Here is a 19,916-nt window from a genome sequence, read left to right as displayed (position 1 = left end):
CGCATGGCGATCGCCTTCCGCTACGCCGCGCGCTCCGACGTGGGCCGGGTCCGCTCGAAGAACGACGACTCCGCCTACGCGGGCCGCCACCTCGCCGTGGTCGCCGACGGCATGGGCGGGCACGTGGGCGGGGACGTCGCCTCGGCCTCCGCGGTCATGGACCTCACGAGCCTCGACCGCCCGGACCACCACGGCGACGGCGCCACCGTGCTCACGGACGAGATCCAGAACGCCAACCAGAACCTCGCCAAGCTGGTCCTGGGCAACGCCCGCCTGGGCGGCATGGGCACCACCGTCACGGCCCTGCTCGCGGACCAGGACGAGCTCGTCGTGGCCCACATCGGGGACTCCCGCGCGTACCGGCTCCGGGGCGACGAGTTCCGCCAGGTCACCAAGGACCACACCTTCGTCCAGCGGCTCATCGACGAGGGCCGGCTGCGCCCGGACGAGGCAGAGTCCCACCCGCACAAGAACGTCCTCATGCGCGTGCTCGGGGACGTCGACGCCTCCCCCGAGATCGACGTGGAGACCCTCCGCCCGGAGCGCGGCGAGCGCTGGCTGCTGTGCTCCGACGGGCTCAACGCCGTGGTCCGCCCGGAGACCATCCACTCGGTGCTGGGCTCCACCGACGACCTCAACCAGATCGTGGACACGCTCGTGGAGCTGACCCTGGACCGCGGGGCCCCCGACAACGTGACCGTGGTGGTCGTCCAGGTCTTCGAGACCGACGACACCGCCCCCGTGCCGCAGGCCGGCGAGGCCCGCGGCGCCGTCCCGGACCCGGAGTTCGCCCGCACCTCGGACGAGATCACCGGGGACGCCGGGACGCAGGGGACCGCCGAGGCCGAGTCCTCGGCGGCCGCGCTGCGCCGCGACCTCGCCGCCCGCCCCCACCTGCTGGTGGGCGCCGCCGCCAACGCCACCCAGACCGGGCGCATCCCCACCGTGAGCGACAGCGTCCTGGAGCGCCGCGCGACCCTCCTGCAGACCTCCGCCCCGGACACGCTGGCCGATCCGCGGGACGTCGAGTCGGCGCTGCACCGGGCCGACGCCACCGTGCCGTCCCCGCGCCGGCGCCGCCACCGGCGCGCCGTGGCCGTGCTCGCACTGGCCACGGCAGGACTGCTGCTCGTCGCCGGGGGCTGGCTGACGAGCGGCTGGATCAGCTCGCAGTACTACGTCGGCGAGCAGCAGGGCAACGTGGCGATCTACAACGGCGTCTCCCAGTCGCTGGGGCCCGTGAGCCTCAGCGACCTCGAGCGCGCCACGGACCTGCGGGTCGAGGACCTCCCGGGCTTCGCCCAGGAACGGGTCCGCAACGCCATCCCCGCCGGCAGCCTCGAGGAGGCGGAGCGGATCGTGCGCGAGCTGCGCGAGTCCGTGCCCGAGGAGACTCCCGGCCCGGAGCCGCGCCCGACGGGCACCGTCCAGCGGGCCACCGCCTCCCCCACCCCCTCGCCCGCGGCCTCTCCCGGTGGTGACGGATGAGCGCCCCCGCCGCGACCTCCCCCCGGGAGGAGCAGGTCGAGCCCCGCCAGAAGCCGCGGCGGCTCACCGAGCTGCTCCTGCTCGTGCTCGCCGTGGGCATCGGCGTGGGCGCGAACGTCCTCGTGGACCCCGACCAGCTGGGCTCGGGGGACCCGCACCTCCTCGTCTCCGGGCTGGTCCTGGGCATCGGCGCGCTGGTCCTGCACGTGGTGCTGCGGCTGCGGGCCAAGTACGCGGACCCATACGTCCTGCCGATCGTGGTGGCCCTCAACGGCCTGGGCATCGCCATGATCCACCGGATCGACCTCACCACGGACCAGACGGCCGCGGGCTCCCAGGTGGTGTGGACGGCCTTCGCCATGACGGCCGCCTGCCTGGTGCTCTGGTTCCTCAAGGACCACCGGGTGCTGCGGCGGATCACCTACATCTGCCTGGTGCTCAGCGGACTGCTGCTGCTCCTGCCCCTCCTGCCCGGTCTCGGCCTGGAGCTCAACGGCGCCCGGATCTGGATCTCGGTGGGCGGGCGCACCTTCCAGCCCGGGGAGGTCGCCAAGATCACCCTGGCCGTCTTCTTCGCCGGCTACCTCTCGACCAACCGGGACCTCATCCTGCTGGCCGGCAAGAAGATCGGCCCCGTGCGCCTGCCGCGGTTCCGGGACATGGCGCCGATGTTCGCGGCGTGGATCATCGCGATCGGCGTGCTGGTGTTCCAGCGGGACCTCGGCTCCGCGATCCTGTTCTTCGGCCTATTCCTGGCCATGATCTACCTCGCCACCAGCCGGCTCAGCTGGATCGTCATCGGGCTGCTGCTCGTGGCCGTCGGAGGGTTCTTCGCGAGCCAGACCTTCGGCCACGTGGCGGCGCGCCTGGACTCCTGGCTCAACGCGTTCGACCCGGAGGTGTACAACCGGGCCCCGGGCGGCTCCGGGCAGATCGTCCAGGGCCTGTTCGGGCTCTCCTCCGGCGGGCTCTTCGGGCAGGGGCTCGGCCAGGGCCGGCCGGACCTCGTCTCCTACGCCAACTCGGACATGATCATGACCGCGTTCGGCGAGGAGCTGGGGCTCATCGGCCTGAGCGCCGTGCTCGTGCTGTTCTTCCTGTTCGTCACCCGGGGCTTCCGGGCCGCCCTGGGCACCCGTGACTCCTTCGGCAAGCTGCTGGCGGCGGGGCTGTCCGCGGTCATCGTGCTGCAGCTGTTCGTGGTGGTGGGCGGGGTCACCCGGCTCATCCCCCTGACCGGGCTGACCACCCCGTTCATGTCCGCGGGCGGCTCCTCGCTGCTGTCCAACTGGATCATCGCGGCGATCATCCTGGCGATCTCCCACACGGCCCGCCGGCCCGTGGTCACCGGTCCGGCCACCGAGGCCGACCTCGCCGAGATCGCCGCCCACGAGGCCGCGCTGCGCGAGGCGGCGCGGCGCGACGAGCAGGAGCGCGCCGAGCGCCCGGGACGCCGCCGGGACCGCCGCCCCGGGACGGATCCGGACGGGCCCGAGCAGGACGCGGGGCAGGCGGACGGGGAGGACCGCGCCGCCGGACGGCGGGGCACCGGGGCCGAGACCGCCCGCGGCCCGGCGGTGCCCGCCGACACCGCCGCCACCGAGCCGATCGCCGCCGCGGGTCTCGACGGGCACCGGGACGCCGAGGACGCGGACCACCACGGCGGCACCCCCACCGAGGCGATGTCCCGCCTCACCGACAAGGACCGCAGGGGCCCCGGCGGGTCCCGGAGCACCGAGAACGGAGGAGCATCGTGAACCGGGCGATCCGACACACCTGGGTGGCCGGCGTGGCGATCTTCACCGTGCTGCTCCTCGCGCTGACCTACGTGCAGTTCGTCGCGGCGCGCAGCCTCGAGGCGCACCCGTGGAACAACCGCAGCCTCTACGACCAGTTCGGCGCGGACCGCGGGGCGATCCTCGTGGACGGCGACCCGAAGGCGTCCTCCGTGCCCTCGGAGGACGACTTCGAGTACCAGCGCGTCTACGCGGACCCGCTGACGTACGGGCACCTCACGGGCTACTTCTCCCTCGTCTACGGCGCCACCGGGCTCGAGGCGGCCCTCGGCGAGGAGCTCTCCGGCGCCTCCGACGAGCAGTTCTACGACCGTGTGGTCTCCATGTTCTCCGGGAACCAGCCCACGGGCGCGTCGGTCGAGCTCACCATCGACCCGGAGCTGCAGCAGACCGCGGCCGAGGTGCTCGAGGGCAGGAAGGGCTCGATCGTGGCCCTCGACCCGGAGACGGGCGCGATCCTCGCCATGGTCTCCACCCCGGGCTACGACCCCAACGAGCTGGCCTCGCACGACTCGGGCTCCGTGATCGCCGCCGCGGAACGGCTCAACGCGGATCCCGACGCGCCCCTCGTCAACCGGGCCGTCGCCGGTGACCTCTATGCCCCCGCCTCGACGTTCAAGATCATCGACACCGTGGCCGCCCTCGAGTCCGGGGACTACACCACGGAGACCCTGATCCCGAACCCCCAGGAGCTGCCCCTGCCCGCCACCGACGTGACCCTGCCCAACTACGTGGGCGGCGGCTGCACCGCCCGTGCGGAGGCGGACCTGGAGTTCGCGCTCGAGCAGTCCTGCAACACGCCGTTTGCCTCGATCGCCCTGGACCTCGGGGAGGACGCGATCCGGGAGACCGCCCGGAACTTCGGCTACGGGGAGCCCCTCTCGGTGCCGCTCAAGGTGACCCCGTCGGTGTTCCCCGAGGAGCTCAACGAGGCCCAGCTCGCGCTGTCCTCGATCGGCCAGTACGACGTGCGCACCACGCCCCTGCAGGTGGCCATGATGAGCGCCACGATCGCCAACAACGGCGTGCAGATGAAGCCCCAGCTCGTGCGCACCGTGCGCTCCGCCGACCTGTCCGTGATCGAGGAGCTCAACCCGGAGCAGCTGCGCCGTTCCACGAGCGCGGACGTCGCAGGGACCGTCTCGGACCTGATGGTGCAGGTCGTCGAGGACGGCATCGCCCGCGGCGCGGCCGTCCCGGGGGTCGAGGTGGCCGGGAAGACGGGCACCGCCGAGATCGGCTCGGACGAAGGCCTCAACGACTCCTGGTTCACGGGCTTCGCGCCGGCCGACGACCCCCAGGTGGCCCTCGCCGTCGTCTTCGAGGACGTGGACGTGGCGACGGGCGCCTCCCTGACCAGTCCCGGTGCCAAGCGACTCTTCGAGGCGGTGTTGAACAAGTGAGACCATCGTCGAGCACCGTCCTGGGCGGGCGCTACGCACTGACCGATCGGATCGCGATCGGCGGCATGGGTGAGGTGTGGAAGGCCAAGGACCGGGTCCTGGGCCGGATCGTGGCCGTGAAGATCCTCAAGGAGGAGTACAACGGGGACCCGAACTTCCTGCAGCGCTTCCGCGCCGAGGCCCGGCACACCGCGCTCCTGAACCACCCCGGGGTGGCCAACGTCTTCGACTACGGCGAGGAGGAGGGCTCCGCCTTCCTCGTGATGGAGCTGGTCCCGGGCGAGCCGCTGTCCAACATCATCGAGCGGCAGAAGACGCTCGCCCCGGACACCGTGCTCAACTACATCGGGCAGACCGCACGGGCGCTGGCTGCCGCGCACGCCCAGGGCCTGGTGCACCGCGACGTGAAGCCCGGCAACCTCATCATCACCCCGGACAACCGGGTGAAGGTCACGGACTTCGGCATCGCCCGTCTCGCGGACCAGGTGCCCCTCACGGCCACCGGGCAGGTCATGGGCACCGCCCAGTACCTCGCGCCCGAGCAGGCCACGGGTCAGACCGCCACGGGGTCCTCGGACATCTACTCGCTGGGCATCATCGGCTACGAGTGCCTGGCCGGGCGCCGCCCGTTCACCGGGGAGTCGCAGATCGCGATCGCCCTCGCGCAGGTCAACGACCCGCCGCCGCCGCTGAAGGACAGCGTGCCCGAGACCGTGCGGGCGCTGCTGATGTCGATGCTGGCGAAGGACCCCAAGGACCGCCCGGCCACGGCCGGTGCCCTGGCCACCGCCGTGGACGCCATCCGCCGCGGGGACGAGGACGCGGCGGTCGCGGCCGTTCCCGGGATGCGCCCCTTCCTCGACCTGCCCGACGACGACGCCACCCAGGCGTTCGAGCCGGTGCGCGACGAGCCGACGCAGGTGCTGGACCGGGACCGCACCGCGGCCGCCGCGGCGACCGGGGCCGCCGCCGGAGGACCACGGCCCATCACCGCCGAGCTGGACGTCGTGGACGGCCCGGAGGACTCCGGGGAGGACCCCGGCACCGGTCCGGCCCGTCCCGAGGAGCGCCGGGAGCGCCGCTCGGTGTGGGCCTGGCTGCTGCCGGTGCTCCTGGTGCTGCTCCTCGTGGCGGGGCTGCTGTGGTTCTTCCTGCTGCGCGAGCCGGCGCCCGTGAGCCAGGAGCCCTCCCCCACGGGCACCGTCTCGACCTCGACGGTCCCCGGTGAGCCGACGCCACCGGCGGCGGAGCAGCCCGGCGCGGACACCGTGGAGGTCCTCGCCGCCCGCTACGAGGGCCGGCCGGTGGACGAGGTGGTGCAGGAGCTCTCCGACCTGGGCTTCCCCGTGGAGCGGGAGGGCCGCACCGCCGACGAGGAGCAGAACACCGTCCTGTCCCTGAACCCCGTGGGCCAGGTGGCGCGGAGCACCACCATCACGGTGGTGTACTCGACCGGCCCGGACACCGTAGAGCTGCCCTCCGGGATGGTCGGCCGCCCGGCCGACCCGCTGATCGACGAGATCCGGCTCCTGGGCGTGAACATCATCCGCTACGACGAGACCACCGAGGACGCCGAGCCCGGGACCGTGCTGCGCACCCAGCCCCTGGGCGGGTCCACCGTCCGCCCCGGTGACACCATCGAGATGTGGGTCGCCGCGGCGCCCGAGACCACCACCGCCCCCACCACCGGATCGCCCTCGCCCACCGCGACACCGACCGGGCCCGGCCAGGAGGGCTGAGCCGTGCCGGGCCGGAACCCCGTCCCCTCCCTCATCAACGACCGCTACGAGGTGGGCGAGACCATCGGCCGCGGCGGGATGGCCACCGTCCACCTCGGGCGGGACCTGCGGCTGGGCCGGCGGGTGGCCATCAAGGTGCTGCGCCCCGAACTGGCCCGGGACGGCACCTTCCACGAGCGGTTCAAGCGCGAGGCCCAGTCCGTGGCCGCCCTGAACCACCACTCCATCGTCTCGGTCTACGACACGGGCGAGATCCTCGCGACGACCGACGAGGGCGTGGACCGGCCGTTCATCGTGATGGAGTACGTGCCCGGCCGGACCCTGCGGGAGCTGATCCACGAGAACGCCGTGACGCCCCAGGAGGCCGTGGACATCACCCTGGGCATCCTCGACGCCCTGGAGTACAGCCACCGGGCCGGCATCGTCCACCGGGACATCAAGCCCGCCAACGTGATCGTGACCCCCGAGCGGCAGATCAAGGTCATGGACTTCGGCATCGCCCGGGCCGTGGAGGACACCTCGCCGGCCCTGACCCAGGCCCAGGCCGTCCTCGGCACCGCGCAGTACCTGTCCCCGGAGCAGGCGCGGGGCGAGTCCGTGGACGCCCGCTCCGATCTCTACTCCGCCGCGTGCGTGCTCTTCGAGATGCTCACGGGCCGGGCGCCGTTCGTGGGCGGGTCCTCGGTGGACATCGCCGCCCAGCACGTCCGGGACCGTCCCCCCGCGCCCTCCGAGCTGGACCCCCGGCTCGGCGGGCGCGTCGACGACTTCCTGGCGAAGGCCCTCGCCAAGGACCGCTCCGCCCGCTTCCAGGACGCCGGGCAGATGCGCCGGGCGCTGCGCGAGCTGCGCCCCGCGGTGCCGGGGGACCTGGACGCCACCCAGCCCCTGCACGCGGTGCGGCAGCGGGACGAGGACACGAAGACCCTCCCGCCCGTGCCCGTTCCCGTGCCCGCCGGGGCGGCCGCTCCGCCGACGGCGGCGGGCACGGCGGTCGCCGCGGCACCGGTGCCGGCGGACGGCCCCGGGAGCGGCTCGACCCCTGCGCGGGACCGCCGACGGCGACCGCTGCGCGCGGCGCTGATCGGCCTGCTCGCCCTCGCGGTCCTCGCCGTCCTCGGGGTCGTGGCCCTCCAGTGGGTCCAGGACCAGCGCGGCGGACCCGCGCTCGTCGCCGTCCCCTACGTGGCGGGGATGGACGCGGCGGTGGCCGAGACGGCGCTGCGCAACGCGGAGCTCGTGCCGCAGCGCGAGGAGGTCTTCGACGACGAGGTGCCCGAGGGGGACGCCGTGGGCACCGATCCCACGGCCGACACGCAGGTCGAGGAGGGCTCCACCGTGGTCCTCGCGGTCTCGCGGGGGCCCGCCGAGGTGGAGGTCCCCGACGACCTCGCGGGCCGGTCCGAGGAGGACGTGCGGGACGCCCTGGAGGCCGCCGGGCTCGAGGCCGGGGCGTCCCGCACGGCGAACAGCCCGTGGGTGCCCCAGGGGATGCTGGTCGCCACCGACCCGGCCGGCGGGACCACCGTCCCGAGCGGTTCGGAGGTGCAGCTCGTGCTGTCCACGGGGCGGGTGACGGTGCCGCAGCTCGTGGGCCTGAGCCGGCAGGAGGCGGTCGCGGCCCTCGGCGCGGACGCGGTCCGCCTCTCGTCCGAGGTCGTCACCACCCCCCGGGCCGGAGTGCCCGCCGGGCAGGTCGTGGACCAGAGCGTCGACGCCGGACAGTCCGCGCCGCAGGGCTCGACGATCACGCTCACCGTGGCGGTCGCCCCGGAGCCCGAGCCCGCTCCGGAGCCGACCCCCTCGCCCACCCCGTCCCCCTCCCCGGAGGCGACCGAGGACGAGGATGAGCCCGAGGAGACCGCCGCACCGGAGGAGGAGGAGTCCGAGCCCAGCAGCGCCCCGGACGACTCCGCCGAGACGTCCCCGGAGGACTCCCCCGAGACCGAGGCGCGCGACACCGACGAGCAGGACGGGATCCCCGAGCAGGCGGCCGACCGGGCCCGCGAGGCGCTCGAGCAGGGCGCGGACCGCGGGCCCCGGCGGGACTGACGTCCGGGCCGGGGAGTCACCGCGCCGCGGACCCGCGCGGGCCGGCGGTCAGACGGTGATCAGCGGGGAGAGCGACGCGGCGGCCCGCGCCGCGCCCTTGAGCCCCACGAGCTCGAGCCAGTTGCCGAGCATGAGGTAGCCGCCCTCGGTGAGGACGGACTCCGGGTGGAACTGCAGCCCGTGCAGCGGGGCGCTCTTGTGGCGCAGCCCCATGATCACCCCGTTCGGGGTGCGGGCGGTGACCTCGAGGACGTCGGGCACGGACTGGTCCACGACGGCGAGCGAGTGGTAGCGGGTCGCGGTGAACGGACTGGGCACCGCGCCGAAGACGCTCGTGCCGTTGTGCTCCACCCGGGAGGTCTTCCCGTGCATGAGCTCCTCGGCGTGGGTGACGGTCCCCCCGTACGCCTCCGCGAGGGCCTGGTGACCGAGGCAGACGCCGAGCAGCGGCTGTCCCGTCCGCTCGGCGTGGCGGATCAGGGCGGTGCACACGCCGGCGTCGGCGGGAGCGCCCGGGCCGGGCGAGAGGAGGACGCCCTGGTGCTCGTCGGCGAGCGCGCACGCGGCGGTCTCGTCGAGGTCGTCGTTGCGGATGACCGTGGTCTTCGCACCGAGCTGCTCGAGGTAGCCGACGAGGGTGTAGACGAAGCTGTCGTAGTTGTCCACGACGAGGATCTTGACGGTCACAGGATCTCCTGGGAGTGGGGTGCCTCTCGGCGCGTGCGCCCGTCCAGCTTACGCGTCCGCAGGAGGGCGCGCACCGGGCGGCTAGACTGGTGCACCGGACCCCCCGCCGTGAAGACGGCCCGCTTGGTGATCAGGAGGATCAGTGCCCGAGTCCAAGAACCGCCGCAAGAAGCCGGCCCGCCGTCCGGGCGGCTCCGGACGGTCGACGCCGGCCGCCGCCCCGCCCGTCGACGCGGAGCTGGCGCGGCTGGCGGCGGAGGGGCTGCCCGGCGGCTCCACCGCGTTCGACCCGGAGGCCGCCGCGAACGCGGTGGCGCAGGAGCTCACCGAGCGCTCCCGGCACGGCTCCCCGGAGACCCACGCCCCGACGCCCACCTGGTACAAGGCCATCATGCTGGGCCTGCTGGTGGTCGGGCTGCTGTGGCTCATCGTCTACTACCTCTTTCAGGGCACCTATCCCGTGCCCGGGATCGGCACGTGGAACATCGGGGTGGGCCTGGCCCTGATGATGGTGGGGCTGATCATGACCACGAAGTGGCGGTGACCTCGGTGCCCCCTGCCGGCACCGGCCCCGAGGACCCGCACCAGGACCCGCACGAGGACTCGCAGGAGCCCTTCCCCAAGCCGCTCGAGGACGAGATCGCCGAGTCCCGGCCGAAGGACGGGCGGCGGTTCAACGCCGCCACGTTCGAGGTGCGGCTGCGCCGGTGGGCGCTGCTGCTGCTGGTCGCGGGTCCCGCGATCTGGTTCCTGGTGCAGCAGCTCCGCTAGCCGCACCGGCCCGCGGCACCGGTCACGGCGCGCACGGAAGCGGCCCGCACCCTAGCAGGGGTGCGGGCCGCTTCCGTGCGCGCGGGCGCCCGTCGGGGATCAGGCCTGGGCGGAGACGGCCTCCTGGCCCTCGACGGTCTCCTCGGGGTCGTTCTGCGGCGCGGTGAACGCGACGTCGAGGCTGATGACGACCTTGTCGGAGACGAGGACCCCGCCGGCCTCCATCGCGGCGTTCCAGGTGATGCCGAAGTCCTTGCGGGAGATGGTGGTCTCGGCGGAGAAGCCGGCGCGGGTCACGCCGAAGGCGTCGACGACCACGCCGCTGAAGTCGGTGGCGAGCTCGACGGTGCGGGTCACGTCCTTGATGGTCAGCTCACCGGTGATCGTGCCCTCCTCGCCGTCGAACGCCACGGCGGTCGAGGTGAAGGTCATCGTGGGGTGCTCCTCGACCGCGAAGAAGTCGGCGCTGCGCACGTGGGCGTCGCGGTCGGCGTTCTTGGTGTCGATGCTCGCCATCCGGACGGTGGCGTTCAGGGTCGAGCCCTCGACCGGGTCGGTGACCTCGAGCTGCGCGTCGACCTCACCGAAGGTGCCGCGCACCTTGGAGATGCCGGCGTGGCGGACGGTGAAGCCGACCTCGGAGTGGGCGGGGTCGAAGGTCCAGGAACCGGGGACGAGACCGTTGAGCTGGGACATGGTGTTCTCCTTGGGGATCGGTGGCGAGCAGGTTGTTGCTTCGTCAACTACTCTAGGAGCACCTTGGTGATGTGTCAACAACGAGGTCCGAAGTTCTTCGGGGATCCCTGGGGGCTCGCCTCCGTGCGCTCAGGCCTCGGGGTCCAGGGCGGAGCGGTCGTTGAGCTCGTGGAACCGGCGGCGGTGGTAGACGAGGGGGACGCCCGTGCCCTCGTGGCCGAGGACGTCGACCACGGCGGCGTTGAACACGAGGGCGGGCCCGGCCTTGATCCGGGCCAGCGGGACCGCGCGCAGGACCCGGGCGACGTTCAGCAGCCGGGGCTCCCCCGTCTCCAGGTACTCCCAGGGCATGTCCGCCCCGAAGCGCGGCGCCCCGGAGACGGCGAAGGACCGGGCGAGGTCGAGGTTCTCGGCGTCCAGCAGGTGCACCAGGAAGGAGTCGGCCTCGGCCAGCAGTGCGGCCGAACCCTGACGGGCCTGCAGCGAGAAGCCGAGGATCGGCGGCACGGCCGACACGGAGGACACCGAGGACGCCGTCAGGCCCACCGGCCCCTCGGGGCCCCGCGCGGTGATGATCGCGACCCCCGCGGGGTGGTGGGCGAAGGCCGCCTTGAACGCCTCGCCCACGTGCTCGAGGTCCTGGAGGTGGTCGGCCGGGACCTCGAGGTCGGCGACCGACGCGGCCGCGCGCTCGGCCGGGGCGCCGGGCCGCGGGACCGCGCTCAGCCGCGGCTCCTCGGCCGCACGCTCGGGCGTCCGCGCAGGGCTCTGCTCCGGTGCGCCGCCGGCGGGCGCGTCGTCGTCGTGACCCCGACGAGGCCGGCGTTCGTGGTGCTGGGCCGCCATGAGTGTCCTTCCGTGGAGAGCCGTGGGAACGGTGCCGCCGGGCGGCCCCACCTGTCCACGCTACGTCCGGAACCGGAGCGGGAGTCAATCGATTCCGCCGCTGACGGGGCGGGTGAAACCCGACGTCACAGTCTTGCACGGGCGCCGTCGTCGTGTCCGGCGCCCCCGGGTCACCGGGTCAGGCCCCGGTAGCCGCGGGCGTAGTGCACCAGCGGGTCGTCGGCCTGGGCCTCCGCGACCCCGCGGCCCATCGCAGTCACCTCGCCCACGACCACCCGGTGCGTCGCGGCGGTGTGCACGGCCACGGTGGAGAGCTCGAACCACGCGAGCGCCCCGTCCAGGACGGGCGCCCCCGAGCGCGGCGAGCGCCGGAAGGGCACGCCGTCCAGCAGGCCCTCGACCGGATTCCCGGGGCTCGCGAGCCAGTTGGCGATCCCCTCCTGGTCCCGGCGCAGCACGGAGAGCGTCCACGCGCCGGAGGACTCCACCGCGTCGCAGATCCGCCCCTCCTCGAAGAGGCTCACGAGCATGGTGGGCGGGTCGTAGGAGACGTCGAGGAACCCGGTCACGGTCGCGGCGACGTCCCGCCGGCGGTGCCGGGCGGCCACGACCGCCACGCCGGAGGCGATGTCCGCGGCGAGCACGCGGTAGGCGCCGACGTCCTCGGCGTCCGGCGCCGCCGGGTCGATCAGGTGGGCCGGTGCGGGATCGGGGAGCTCCATCCCGCCAGTCTGGCACGGGGACTCAGCGCTCCGGCCGGGACCGTCCCGTCATCCGGAGGGTCAGGTTCAGCCGCCCGCCCTTCATGCCCAGCGCGGCCGCCCCCGTGCCGGGGCGGATGCGCGGCACCCCGTGGAACGCGTAGCGGGAGGGTCCGCCGAAGACGAAGAGGTCGCCGCTGCGCAGCTCCACGTCCCGGTACGGCGCCGAGCGGGTCTGCGTGTTCCCGAAGCGGAAGACGCAGGTGTCCCCGAGCGAGAGGGAGACGATCGGCGCGGCGGAGGCCTCGTCCCTGTCCTGGTGCATGCCCATCCGGGCGTCGGCGTCGTAGAAGTTCACCAGGGCGGTGTCCGGCCGGTAGTCCTGCACGTCGGGGCTGCCGGGGCCGTAGGCCTCCTGGGCGGCCCGGCGGCCCAGCTCGGTCAGCCACGGGGGCATGTCCGGTGCCCGTTTGCACTCCCCGGTGCGCAGATAGCGGTAGGGCGCCCAGTCCCAGCCCAGTGTCGTGGAGCGCACCGACATCCGGCCTCCGCCCGGGAGCACCATGTGCCGCATGGGCACCGGGCCCACGGCCCACTCCCGGCAGCGGAGCACCAGGTCCCGCTGCTCCTCCGGCCCGAGCCACCCCGGCACGTGGACGGCGCCGGGGGCGATCTCCGCGCGCTCCCGGGGCAGCTCGAACAGCTCGGGCGCCGAGAACGGGGTCGAGGGGTCGATCATGCCGCCGAGCGTAGCCGCGACCGCCGACACCGCGCACGGCGCGCACCGGCACCGCGGGCGGCGGCACCGGTGTGCGCCCCGCCACGGCGGCCCCGGGCGGAGAGGAGTAGCGTGGAGGGTCTCCCGATCACCGTGAAAGGTCCGCCGTGCCGCTGCCCCTGTCCGTCATCGACTTCGCCACCGTCCGCAAGGGCGCATCCGTGGGCGAGAGCTTCGCCGACTCCGTGCGCCTCGCCCAGCACGCCGAGCGCCTGGGGTACCTGCGGGTCTGGTACTCGGAGCACCACAACATGCCCACGATCGCCTCCTCGGCCCCGGCCGTGCTGATCGCCCACGTCGCCGCGCACACCTCCACCGTCCGCCTGGGCGCGGGCGGCGTCATGCTGCCCAACCACTCCCCCCTCGTGATCGCGGAGCAGTTCGGCACGCTCGCCGAGCTGCACCCCGGACGGATCGACCTGGGCCTGGGCCGGGCCCCCGGCACGGACCTGCGGACGGTGCGGGCCATGCGCCGGGACCCCTCCGCCGCCGAGCAGTTCCCGCAGGACGTCCGCGAGCTGCAGGGCTATCTCAGCGGCCGCTCGGTCGTCCCGGGGGTCAGCGCCGTGCCGGGCGCCGGGACGGACGTGCCCCTCACGATCCTGGGCTCCTCGCTGTTCGGCGCCCAGCTCGCCGCCGCCTACGGGCTGCCCTACGCCTTCGCCTCCCACTTCGCCCCCGACGCGCTCGTGGACGCCGTGGCCGCCTACCGCGCCGGGTTCCGCCCCTCCGAGCAGCTCGCGGAGCCGTACGTCGTCGCGGCCGTCAACGTCATCGCCGCGGACACCGCCGAGGACGCCGCCGAGCAGCTCGGGACCGCCCGGCGCGAACGGGTGCGCGCCATGGTGGGCCGCGGCCGCGAGCTGAGCGAGGCCGAGCTGGACATGGTGATGGACAGCCCCGCCGGGCAGCAGATCCTGCACATGCTGCACTGGTCGGCCGCGGGCACGGGCGACGAGGTCCGGTCCGCCCTGGAGGACTTCGCGGCCACGGCGGACGCCGACGAGCTCATGATCGCCCCCGCGTCCCCCACCCACGAGCAGGTGCTGCGCTCCCTGGAACTCCTGGCCGGGTCCTGGGGTCAGGACGCCGGGACAGACCTTCCCTCCGCCGCGTCGCGACTGTAAATTCAGGGAGTCACCGGCGTCCGCCGTCACGGCGCCGCCCCCGGGAGGCGCCACCGCCCCCCGAAAGGTCCCCGCCATGTCCTCAGTCACCGCCCGACGCACCGTCACCGCCCTGGCCGCGGCGCTCGCCCTCTCGGGCGCGGCCGCCTCCCCCGCCGCCGCGGCCCCGCGCACCGTCGAGGTCGTCAACCTCGGCGACTCCTACTCCGCGGCCTTCGGCACGGGCGGGCTCCAGGCGGTCGAGGGCGTTCCCGGCTGCGTCCAGGGCACGGGACGGGACCACGTCGACAAGCTGGACTCGCACCCCCGGGTGGAGGTGACCCTGGACGCGGCGTGCGCCGGCTACGAGACGCACGAGGTGCGGAAGCTCGTCTCCACGGAGCCGGTCGCCGACGCCCTCGCCTCGGCCGACCTGGCGACACTGACTCTCGGGGGCAACGACATCGGGTGGGGCGGGTTCATCGAGGCGTGCAGCGCCCCCGCCGAGGCCGCCTACGGCCCGGGGCCGTGCGACACCAAGCTCGCGGAGGCCCCCGCGCTCATCGCGTCCGCCGCCGCCTCCGCGGGCGAGACCGTCGCGGCCGTCGACGCGGCGTCGGACGCGCGCATCGTGGTGCTGGGCTATCCGCACCTCTTCGACGACCGCGCGGACAGCCCGCTGATCTCCGCCGAGCGGGCCGCCCAGCTCAACGACTGGACCGACGAGCTCAACGCGGCTCTGGCGGCGGGCGTGGAGGAGGAGGGCGCCGTCTTCGTGGACGTCACCGACCGCTTCCGCGGCCACGGCGTCGGCTCGGCGGACCCGTGGATCCTCTTCGGCCCCGACGCCGGCGACCACAACCTGCACCCGACCGAGCGCGGCTACCTCTCCGGCTACTTCCCGGGGCTCCTCGGGCAGGCCGCCCGGGCCCGCTGACCACTCGCCGGGCACGACGAAGCCCCCGGACCGTCGGTCCGGGGGCTTCGTCGTGCCCGGTGCGTCACCGGCTCGCGGCCGGGCGCGGATCAGGCGTTCTTCGTCTCGTCCTTGACGGACTGCGCCGAGTCCTGGGCGGAGGACTTCAGGTGCTGGGCCTCGCCCTGGCCCTGCTGCTTGACCTCCTGGGCACCCGACTGCGCGGTCTCCTTGACGGACTGCGCGGCCTCCTGCGCCGGCTCCTTCAGGTCCTGGGCGACCTCCTGCGCCGCGCCCTTCGCGGACTCGACCGCGTGCTGGGCGTGGGGCTGCACCCGGTCCGCCGCGTCGGCGACGAGCTCCTGCTCCTTCTGCGTGGAGGGCAGCAGCGAGCCGACGAGCCAGCCGGCGCCGAGGGCGATCAGACCGGCGGCCAGCGGGTTGCCCCGGGTCTTCGCCCTGGCCGTGGCCGGGGCGTTCTGCACGGCGCCGCGGGCCTGGTCGGCGCGGTACGCCGCCTCGTCCCTGACGTCACCGGTGGAGTAGCCGCCCACCGTGAACTCGTCGTCGGAAGAACCCATGACTCGCTCCCTCACTCCGTGCACGGTGTCCTGGACCTTGCCGCGGACCTTGTCCTTCTGCCGCTCGACGACGCGCTCGGGCGTCACCTTCTCCGCGACGGCGTCGACGTCGGAGCCGAGCCGAGCGCGGGTGGCCTCGATGTCGGCGCGGATCTGTTCGGGGTTCTGCTGGCTCATCGGTTCTCCTTCTTGGAGGGCTTCACGGTGTCCGGGATCTCGGAGACGGTCTCGCGGGTGAGGGGCAGCGGATCCTGGGTCGCCTCGGTCATCTCCCGCTTGCCCTCGTTGAGGTTCTTCTTGCCCATCGCGGCGAGGATGCCGGCGATGACGGCCCAGAGCACGGCCACGATGACCGAGGACCAGGCCAGGCCCACGAGGTTGCTGAGTCCCCACATGAGCGCGAGGGACAGGAAGAGCAGGACGAAGTGACCGGCCACGCCGGCCCCGGCGAGCATGCCGGCGCCCTTGCCTGTGTCCTTGGCGGACTGCTTGGCCTCCTGCACCGCCTGCGTCGTCTCGGCCTTGGCGAGCGCGATCTCCTGCTGGATGAGGGTGGAGAGGTTGGTGCTCAGCGACTTGAACATCTCACCGAGCGACTCGTGCTCCGCCCTGTCCTCGGCGTCCGAGGGGGGAATGGGATGGCTCATCGACGGTCGCCCTCCTGGTCCGGGTAGACGGTGCCGGGCACGCGGTCGGTGTAGGTGCGGGCCGCCTCGCCCTGCTCGTCGGAGCGGTAGGCGTAGGGGTCGGCCGGGGTGTAGCCCGAGGTCTCGGTCGCCGTGAGGTTGCGGTCGTAGCCCTGGTCGTAGACGGCGCCGGTGGCGACGCCCGTCCCGGCCGGAGCGCCCTGGTCCTGCCGGCCGGAGACGCCGAAGTACTCCTTGGCGCCCTGGCGGTCGGTCGCGATCTCGTCGCTGTCCTTGACGCCGCGGGTGGCGCGACCGGCGAGGAGCCCGATGCCGGCGGCGAGGGCCAGGAAGGTCCCGGGGCGGCGGGCCGCGAACCGGCGGACGTCCTGCAGCAGGTCCTGGGCGTCCTTGTTCTCCAAGGAGGAGGCCATGGAGTCGACGCGCCCGGAGACGTTGCCGAGCAGACCCGTGACGAAGTCCGTCTCGGGCTTCTCACCGCGGGACAGGGCGTTGATCTCGTCGCTGACGGAGCGGACGCTCGAGGCGATGCGCTCCTGCTGGGGGGCCACCTGGTCCCTGAGGTCGCTCCGGAGTTGGCCGAGGAGGTTCTGCGCCTGGGCGGTGGCCTCCTGCTTGACGGCTCCGGCCTGCTCCTTCGCCGTCTCCTTGACGCGCTGGCCGGAGCCGGCGGCCTCGTGCTTCAGCTGGTCCGCCTCGGCCTTGCCCTGCTCCGCCGCGACGTCCTTCTTGGAGGTGGTGCCGGTGTCGGCCGCGTGGCTCGAGCCGGCGTCGTAGGGGGTCGGGTCATAGGGGTTGGTGGTCATGATTCCGCCTTTCTGGAACACTTCATAAGTCCACTGATGGTGCGGGCTGGTTCTAGCCTAGGTCGAAGGCTCCACGGAGCCAAGCCCTTCGCCGGATCGGCGCGTCCTCACGGCGACGGGCTGCCGCCGTTGACGTTGAGGGTCTCGCCGATGACGTAGCTCGACTCGGAGGAGGCGAGGAACACGTAGGCGGGGGCCAGTTCCGTGGGCTGGCCGGCCCTGCCGAGGGGCGTCGACTGCCCGAACTCGGGCAGCGCGTCCTTCGGCTGCCCGTCCGAGACCTGGAGAGGCGTCCAGAACGGTCCCGGCGCCACGGCGTTGACGCGGATGCCCTTGGGTGCCAGCTGCTGGCCGAGGCCCTTGGTGAAGTTGTTGATCGCCGCCTTGGTCGACGCGTAGTCGAGGAGGTCCGGCGACGGCTGGTACGCCTGGATCGACGTCGTGTTGATGATGGAGGAGCCCGCGGGCAGGTGCCGCAGCGCCGCCTTGGTGATCCGGAACATCGCCACGATGTTGACGGTGAAGGTGTCGACCAGCTGCTCGTCGCTCAGGTCCTCGAGGCTCTCGACCGCCACCTGCTTGCCGGCGTTGTTGACGAGGATGTCGAGCCCGCCCAGCCCGGCCACGGCGTTCTCCACCAGGGCCGCGCAGAAGTCCTTGTCGGTCAGGTCCCCGGGGAGGAGGACGGCCGTGCGGCCGGCCTTCTCGACGGCGGCCTTGACCACCTGCGCGTCGGGCTCCTCGTCCGGGAGGTAGTTCAGGGCGACGTCGGCGCCCTCCTTGGCGAACGCGATGGCGACGGCCGCGCCGATGCCCGAGTCCGCCCCGGTGATCAGGGCCTTGCGCCCCTCCAGGCGGCCGGTCCCCCGGTAGGAGAGCTCCCCGCGGTCGGTCCTGGGCTCGAGCTCGACGTCCAGGCCCGGCTCGGGTTGGTCCTGCTTCGGGGGCGACAGGACGGGGTATCGCGTCACGGGGTTCTGGAACGCGAGCTGGTCCACCGTCTCGCGGTCGGCGTTCTCCGGGTTGCCGCTGTTCGTCTCGGCCATGCTCCACTTCCTCTCGTCGTGCACTGATCTGGACAGCATACTGATGATGCGGTCGGGAGGACAACGGCTTCTCTGTGGGAGAACAGGACACCCTGCACCCCGTGACGGAGGGACCGCCGAGGGGCACGGGGTGCAGGAGCGTACCGCCGCGGGGTGACCGCGCTCAGGCGTCGAGACGGCGCAGGAAGTTCTCCAGGGCGGCGTCGAACGCGGCGGGCTGCTCGAGGTTGGGGGTGTGCCCGGCGCCGTCGACGACGACGAGCTCCGCGCCGGGGGCCAGCTCCGCCATCCGCCGGCCGGCGCCGCCGTCGAAGGCGTCGTCCGCGCCCACCACGACGAGCACGGGGATCCGGGCGCCGCGGAGCAGCTCGGTGAAGTCCCGGCGCTCGGCGCGCCCGCGCATGGCCGCGGCGGCTCCCTTCGCGGGAGCGCGCTGGAGCATGGCCAGCACCTCGGCCGCCACCCCGGGGCGGGTCTCCACCGTCGATTCGGCGACCATCTTGCCCAGGACGCTGCGGCCGTAGGCCTCCATGCCGCCGGTCAGCATGGCGTCCGCGGCGACGTGGCGGCGCCGCTTGCCGGCGGCGTCCTCCGCCTCGGGGACGGTGTCGTTGACGACCAGCGCCCGGACCCGGTCGGGGTGCCGGTGGAGGAGCTCCATGGCGATCTGGCCGGACATCGAGAACCCGACCACCACTGCCCGGTCGACAGCCAGGTGCTCGAGCAGCGCGGCGACGTCGTCCGCGAACTCCTCGGTGTAGACGATCCCCTCGGTGACCCCGGACCCGCCGAAGCCGCGCAGGTCGGGGGCGATCACCCGCCGGCCGCGGTCGGCGAACACCTCGACCTGGCGGGCCCACATGCTGCGGTCGTAGGCGTGGCCGTGCAGCAGGAGGAGCACCGGCCCCTCCCCCCGGTCCGTGTAGGTCATGGTGACCCCGTTGATCCGGGCGGTGGCGGGACTGACGTCGGGCATGGTGGGAGACCCCTCTCGCGGGCGTACGGCAGGAACGCTCCCAGAGTATCGAAGGACGCCGCCGCAGCGCCGGGTGTCACCCAGGGCCGGGTGTCACCCGCGGCCGGGCCTCACCCGCGGCCGGGACGGCCCGCGGTCATTCGACGACGCCGCAGGCCAGCCGCGAGCCGGCGTCGCCCGTGCCCAGCGTGGCCTCGTCGGGGCCGTCGGGGGCGTAGCGCTCCGGGACGTTGGCGTGGTTGTCGGGGCCCGAGTGGACCATCACGGCGCTGCCGTCGTCGTCGGCCACGAGGTCCTGGACGCCGAAGCGGTCGGTGACCGTCGTGAGGAAGCCCGTCCCCTCCTCCGTCACCAGGAGGTCGGGGAGGTCGCCCCGGTGGTCGGGGTGCTCGGCGTCCTCGCTCCCGAGGTGGCTGCCCGCGGAGAGGAACGCACCCGTGGTGCCGGGGTCCCCCGGTGCCGCGCTGTCCGGTTCGCAGAGGCCGGTCGCGTGCACGTGCAGTCCGTAGAAGCCGGGCTCGAGCCCCTGCACCTCGGCCACGACCTCCGTGCCGGCGGCGACCTCCGAGAAGCTGACGCTGCCGACCTCCGCGCCCTCGGCGTCCTGGAGGACGGCGCGGGAGCCGGCGCCCGCCTCTGGGGCGGCCGACGTCTCCTCGACCACGGCGCTGTCGTCACCGCCCCCGCCGCACCCGGCGAGCACCAGGGCGGTCGTTCCGAACACTGCTGCCATCAGCCTGCTCCGTCGCACGGCTCCTCCTCGTCGTCACCGGGTCCTGGACCTCGACCATAAGCCGTGGTCGGAGGGGATACAACGAAGACGAGAAGCGTTAAATGCGGGGAGCCCCCGCACCGTGTGGTGCGGGGGCTCGACCCTTTTG

20 protein-coding genes are annotated in these 19,916 nt (G+C 73.5%); 9 read left to right on the top strand and 11 right to left on the bottom strand.

From position 1 onward, the window contains the following. The first annotated feature begins 3 nt into the window (after nt 1-3). Genes AC6CH6_RS11405 through pknB form a run of 5 tightly spaced genes read left to right on the top strand, consistent with a single transcriptional unit; the run spans nt 4 to nt 8,478 of the window. Nucleotides 4-1,488 carry a PP2C family protein-serine/threonine phosphatase gene (locus AC6CH6_RS11405; protein ID WP_035930243.1) on the top strand — a complete coding sequence of 495 codons (1,485 nt, stop codon included), beginning with the start codon at nt 4-6 and terminating at the stop codon, nt 1,486-1,488. Beyond that, a complete protein-coding gene (locus tag AC6CH6_RS11400) occupies nt 1,485-3,245 on the top strand; it encodes an FtsW/RodA/SpoVE family cell cycle protein (RefSeq protein ID WP_498255209.1) in 1,761 nt (586 codons plus the stop codon). The genes AC6CH6_RS11405 and AC6CH6_RS11400 overlap by 4 nt, the downstream gene beginning before the upstream one ends. Then, nucleotides 3,242-4,687: a peptidoglycan D,D-transpeptidase FtsI family protein gene (locus tag AC6CH6_RS11395; RefSeq protein WP_498255208.1), complete on the top strand. Its 1,446-nt coding sequence runs from the start codon at nt 3,242-3,244 to the stop codon at nt 4,685-4,687. Before AC6CH6_RS11400 ends, AC6CH6_RS11395 begins: the two co-directional genes overlap by 4 nt. Continuing rightward, the gene (locus AC6CH6_RS11390) at nt 4,684-6,426 is read left to right on the top strand and encodes a protein kinase domain-containing protein (RefSeq protein ID WP_498255207.1); all 1,743 of its coding nucleotides are present in this window, start codon (nt 4,684-4,686) and stop codon (nt 6,424-6,426) included. The genes AC6CH6_RS11395 and AC6CH6_RS11390 overlap by 4 nt, the downstream gene beginning before the upstream one ends. A gap of 3 nt (nt 6,427-6,429) precedes the next feature. Then, nucleotides 6,430-8,478 (top strand): Stk1 family PASTA domain-containing Ser/Thr kinase, encoded by a 2,049-nt coding sequence (pknB, locus tag AC6CH6_RS11385; protein WP_498255206.1) that lies wholly within the window; start codon nt 6,430-6,432, stop codon nt 8,476-8,478. Between the two features lie 48 nt (nt 8,479-8,526). On the opposite strand, the gene AC6CH6_RS11380 is transcribed toward pknB, so the two are convergent. After that, on the bottom strand, nt 8,527-9,165 hold the full coding sequence (locus tag AC6CH6_RS11380) for an anthranilate synthase component II (protein WP_290467563.1): 639 nt from the start codon (nt 9,163-9,165) through the stop codon (nt 8,527-8,529). A 142-nt stretch (nt 9,166-9,307) separates the two neighbouring features. On the opposite strand from AC6CH6_RS11380, the gene AC6CH6_RS11375 reads away from it, so the two are divergent. Next, nucleotides 9,308-9,709 (top strand): cell division protein CrgA, encoded by a 402-nt coding sequence (locus AC6CH6_RS11375; RefSeq protein ID WP_240722726.1) that lies wholly within the window; start codon nt 9,308-9,310, stop codon nt 9,707-9,709. Further along, on the top strand, nt 9,706-9,936 hold the full coding sequence (locus AC6CH6_RS11370; RefSeq protein ID WP_498255205.1) for a hypothetical protein: 231 nt from the start codon (nt 9,706-9,708) through the stop codon (nt 9,934-9,936). Before AC6CH6_RS11375 ends, AC6CH6_RS11370 begins: the two co-directional genes overlap by 4 nt. A gap of 99 nt (nt 9,937-10,035) precedes the next feature. On the opposite strand, the gene AC6CH6_RS11365 is transcribed toward AC6CH6_RS11370, so the two are convergent. The 4 genes from AC6CH6_RS11365 to AC6CH6_RS11350 form a co-directional block, all read right to left on the bottom strand. Beyond that, a complete protein-coding gene (locus tag AC6CH6_RS11365) occupies nt 10,036-10,632 on the bottom strand; it encodes a YceI family protein (protein WP_419968540.1) in 597 nt (198 codons plus the stop codon). A gap of 129 nt (nt 10,633-10,761) precedes the next feature. Further along, the gene (locus AC6CH6_RS11360; RefSeq protein ID WP_206064079.1) at nt 10,762-11,478 is read right to left on the bottom strand and encodes a flavin reductase; all 717 of its coding nucleotides are present in this window, start codon (nt 11,476-11,478) and stop codon (nt 10,762-10,764) included. A 170-nt stretch (nt 11,479-11,648) separates the two neighbouring features. Continuing rightward, on the bottom strand, nt 11,649-12,200 hold the full coding sequence (locus AC6CH6_RS11355; protein ID WP_498255204.1) for a flavin reductase family protein: 552 nt from the start codon (nt 12,198-12,200) through the stop codon (nt 11,649-11,651). 22 nt (nt 12,201-12,222) lie between these two features. Next, entirely contained in the window at nt 12,223-12,918 is a 696-nt protein-coding gene (locus tag AC6CH6_RS11350; RefSeq protein WP_498255203.1) for an alpha-ketoglutarate-dependent dioxygenase AlkB family protein, read from the bottom strand. Nucleotides 12,919-13,064: 146 nt separating this feature from the next. On the opposite strand from AC6CH6_RS11350, the gene AC6CH6_RS11345 reads away from it, so the two are divergent. Beyond that, nucleotides 13,065-14,084 carry an LLM class flavin-dependent oxidoreductase gene (locus AC6CH6_RS11345; RefSeq protein WP_498255202.1) on the top strand — a complete coding sequence of 340 codons (1,020 nt, stop codon included), beginning with the start codon at nt 13,065-13,067 and terminating at the stop codon, nt 14,082-14,084. Nucleotides 14,085-14,160: 76 nt separating this feature from the next. Next, on the top strand, nt 14,161-15,000 hold the full coding sequence (locus AC6CH6_RS11340; protein WP_498255201.1) for a GDSL-type esterase/lipase family protein: 840 nt from the start codon (nt 14,161-14,163) through the stop codon (nt 14,998-15,000). 89 nt (nt 15,001-15,089) lie between these two features. On the opposite strand, the gene AC6CH6_RS11335 is transcribed toward AC6CH6_RS11340, so the two are convergent. From AC6CH6_RS11335 to AC6CH6_RS11310, 6 genes are all read right to left on the bottom strand, one after another. Then, the gene (locus tag AC6CH6_RS11335) at nt 15,090-15,737 is read right to left on the bottom strand and encodes a DUF3618 domain-containing protein (protein WP_498255200.1); all 648 of its coding nucleotides are present in this window, start codon (nt 15,735-15,737) and stop codon (nt 15,090-15,092) included. Continuing rightward, nucleotides 15,734-16,207, bottom strand: coding sequence for a phage holin family protein (locus tag AC6CH6_RS11330; RefSeq protein ID WP_017834106.1), 474 nt, complete (start codon nt 16,205-16,207; stop codon nt 15,734-15,736). Before AC6CH6_RS11330 ends, AC6CH6_RS11335 begins: the two co-directional genes overlap by 4 nt. Then, on the bottom strand, nt 16,204-17,013 hold the full coding sequence (locus AC6CH6_RS11325) for an ATP synthase subunit B family protein (protein WP_498255199.1): 810 nt from the start codon (nt 17,011-17,013) through the stop codon (nt 16,204-16,206). Before AC6CH6_RS11325 ends, AC6CH6_RS11330 begins: the two co-directional genes overlap by 4 nt. A gap of 107 nt (nt 17,014-17,120) precedes the next feature. Further along, a complete protein-coding gene (locus AC6CH6_RS11320; protein WP_498255198.1) occupies nt 17,121-18,059 on the bottom strand; it encodes an SDR family oxidoreductase in 939 nt (312 codons plus the stop codon). 163 nt (nt 18,060-18,222) lie between these two features. Beyond that, nucleotides 18,223-19,035, bottom strand: a complete 813-nt coding sequence (locus AC6CH6_RS11315) for an alpha/beta fold hydrolase (protein ID WP_498255197.1) — start codon at nt 19,033-19,035, stop codon at nt 18,223-18,225. Nucleotides 19,036-19,171: 136 nt separating this feature from the next. Continuing rightward, nucleotides 19,172-19,768 (bottom strand): superoxide dismutase family protein, encoded by a 597-nt coding sequence (locus AC6CH6_RS11310; RefSeq protein ID WP_498255196.1) that lies wholly within the window; start codon nt 19,766-19,768, stop codon nt 19,172-19,174. Nucleotides 19,769-19,916 lie beyond the last annotated feature (148 nt).

The sequence above is a fragment of the Kocuria sp. GQ42 genome, from assembly GCF_059758435.1.
Note: the sequence above shows the minus strand (reverse complement) of the source record. Positions and strands in the feature narration are given on the sequence as shown.

Coding starts and splice junctions, on each gene's coding strand:
- AC6CH6_RS11350 (WP_498255203.1), bottom strand. CDS start 12,918: ATGATCGACCCCTCGACCCCGTTCTCGGCGCCCGAGCTGTTCGAGCTG.
- AC6CH6_RS11340 (WP_498255201.1), top strand. CDS start 14,161: ATGTCCTCAGTCACCGCCCGACGCACCGTCACCGCCCTGGCCGCGGCG.
- AC6CH6_RS11330 (WP_017834106.1), bottom strand. CDS start 16,207: ATGAGCCATCCCATTCCCCCCTCGGACGCCGAGGACAGGGCGGAGCAC.
- AC6CH6_RS11365 (WP_419968540.1), bottom strand. CDS start 10,632: ATGTCCCAGCTCAACGGTCTCGTCCCCGGTTCCTGGACCTTCGACCCC.
- AC6CH6_RS11405 (WP_035930243.1), top strand. CDS start 4: ATGGCGATCGCCTTCCGCTACGCCGCGCGCTCCGACGTGGGCCGGGTC.
- AC6CH6_RS11325 (WP_498255199.1), bottom strand. CDS start 17,013: ATGACCACCAACCCCTATGACCCGACCCCCTACGACGCCGGCTCGAGC.
- AC6CH6_RS11360 (WP_206064079.1), bottom strand. CDS start 11,478: ATGGCGGCCCAGCACCACGAACGCCGGCCTCGTCGGGGTCACGACGAC.
- AC6CH6_RS11400 (WP_498255209.1), top strand. CDS start 1,485: ATGAGCGCCCCCGCCGCGACCTCCCCCCGGGAGGAGCAGGTCGAGCCC.
- AC6CH6_RS11315 (WP_498255197.1), bottom strand. CDS start 19,035: ATGCCCGACGTCAGTCCCGCCACCGCCCGGATCAACGGGGTCACCATG.
- AC6CH6_RS11355 (WP_498255204.1), bottom strand. CDS start 12,200: ATGGAGCTCCCCGATCCCGCACCGGCCCACCTGATCGACCCGGCGGCG.
- AC6CH6_RS11320 (WP_498255198.1), bottom strand. CDS start 18,059: ATGGCCGAGACGAACAGCGGCAACCCGGAGAACGCCGACCGCGAGACG.
- AC6CH6_RS11335 (WP_498255200.1), bottom strand. CDS start 15,737: ATGAGCCAGCAGAACCCCGAACAGATCCGCGCCGACATCGAGGCCACC.
- AC6CH6_RS11310 (WP_498255196.1), bottom strand. CDS start 19,768: ATGGCAGCAGTGTTCGGAACGACCGCCCTGGTGCTCGCCGGGTGCGGC.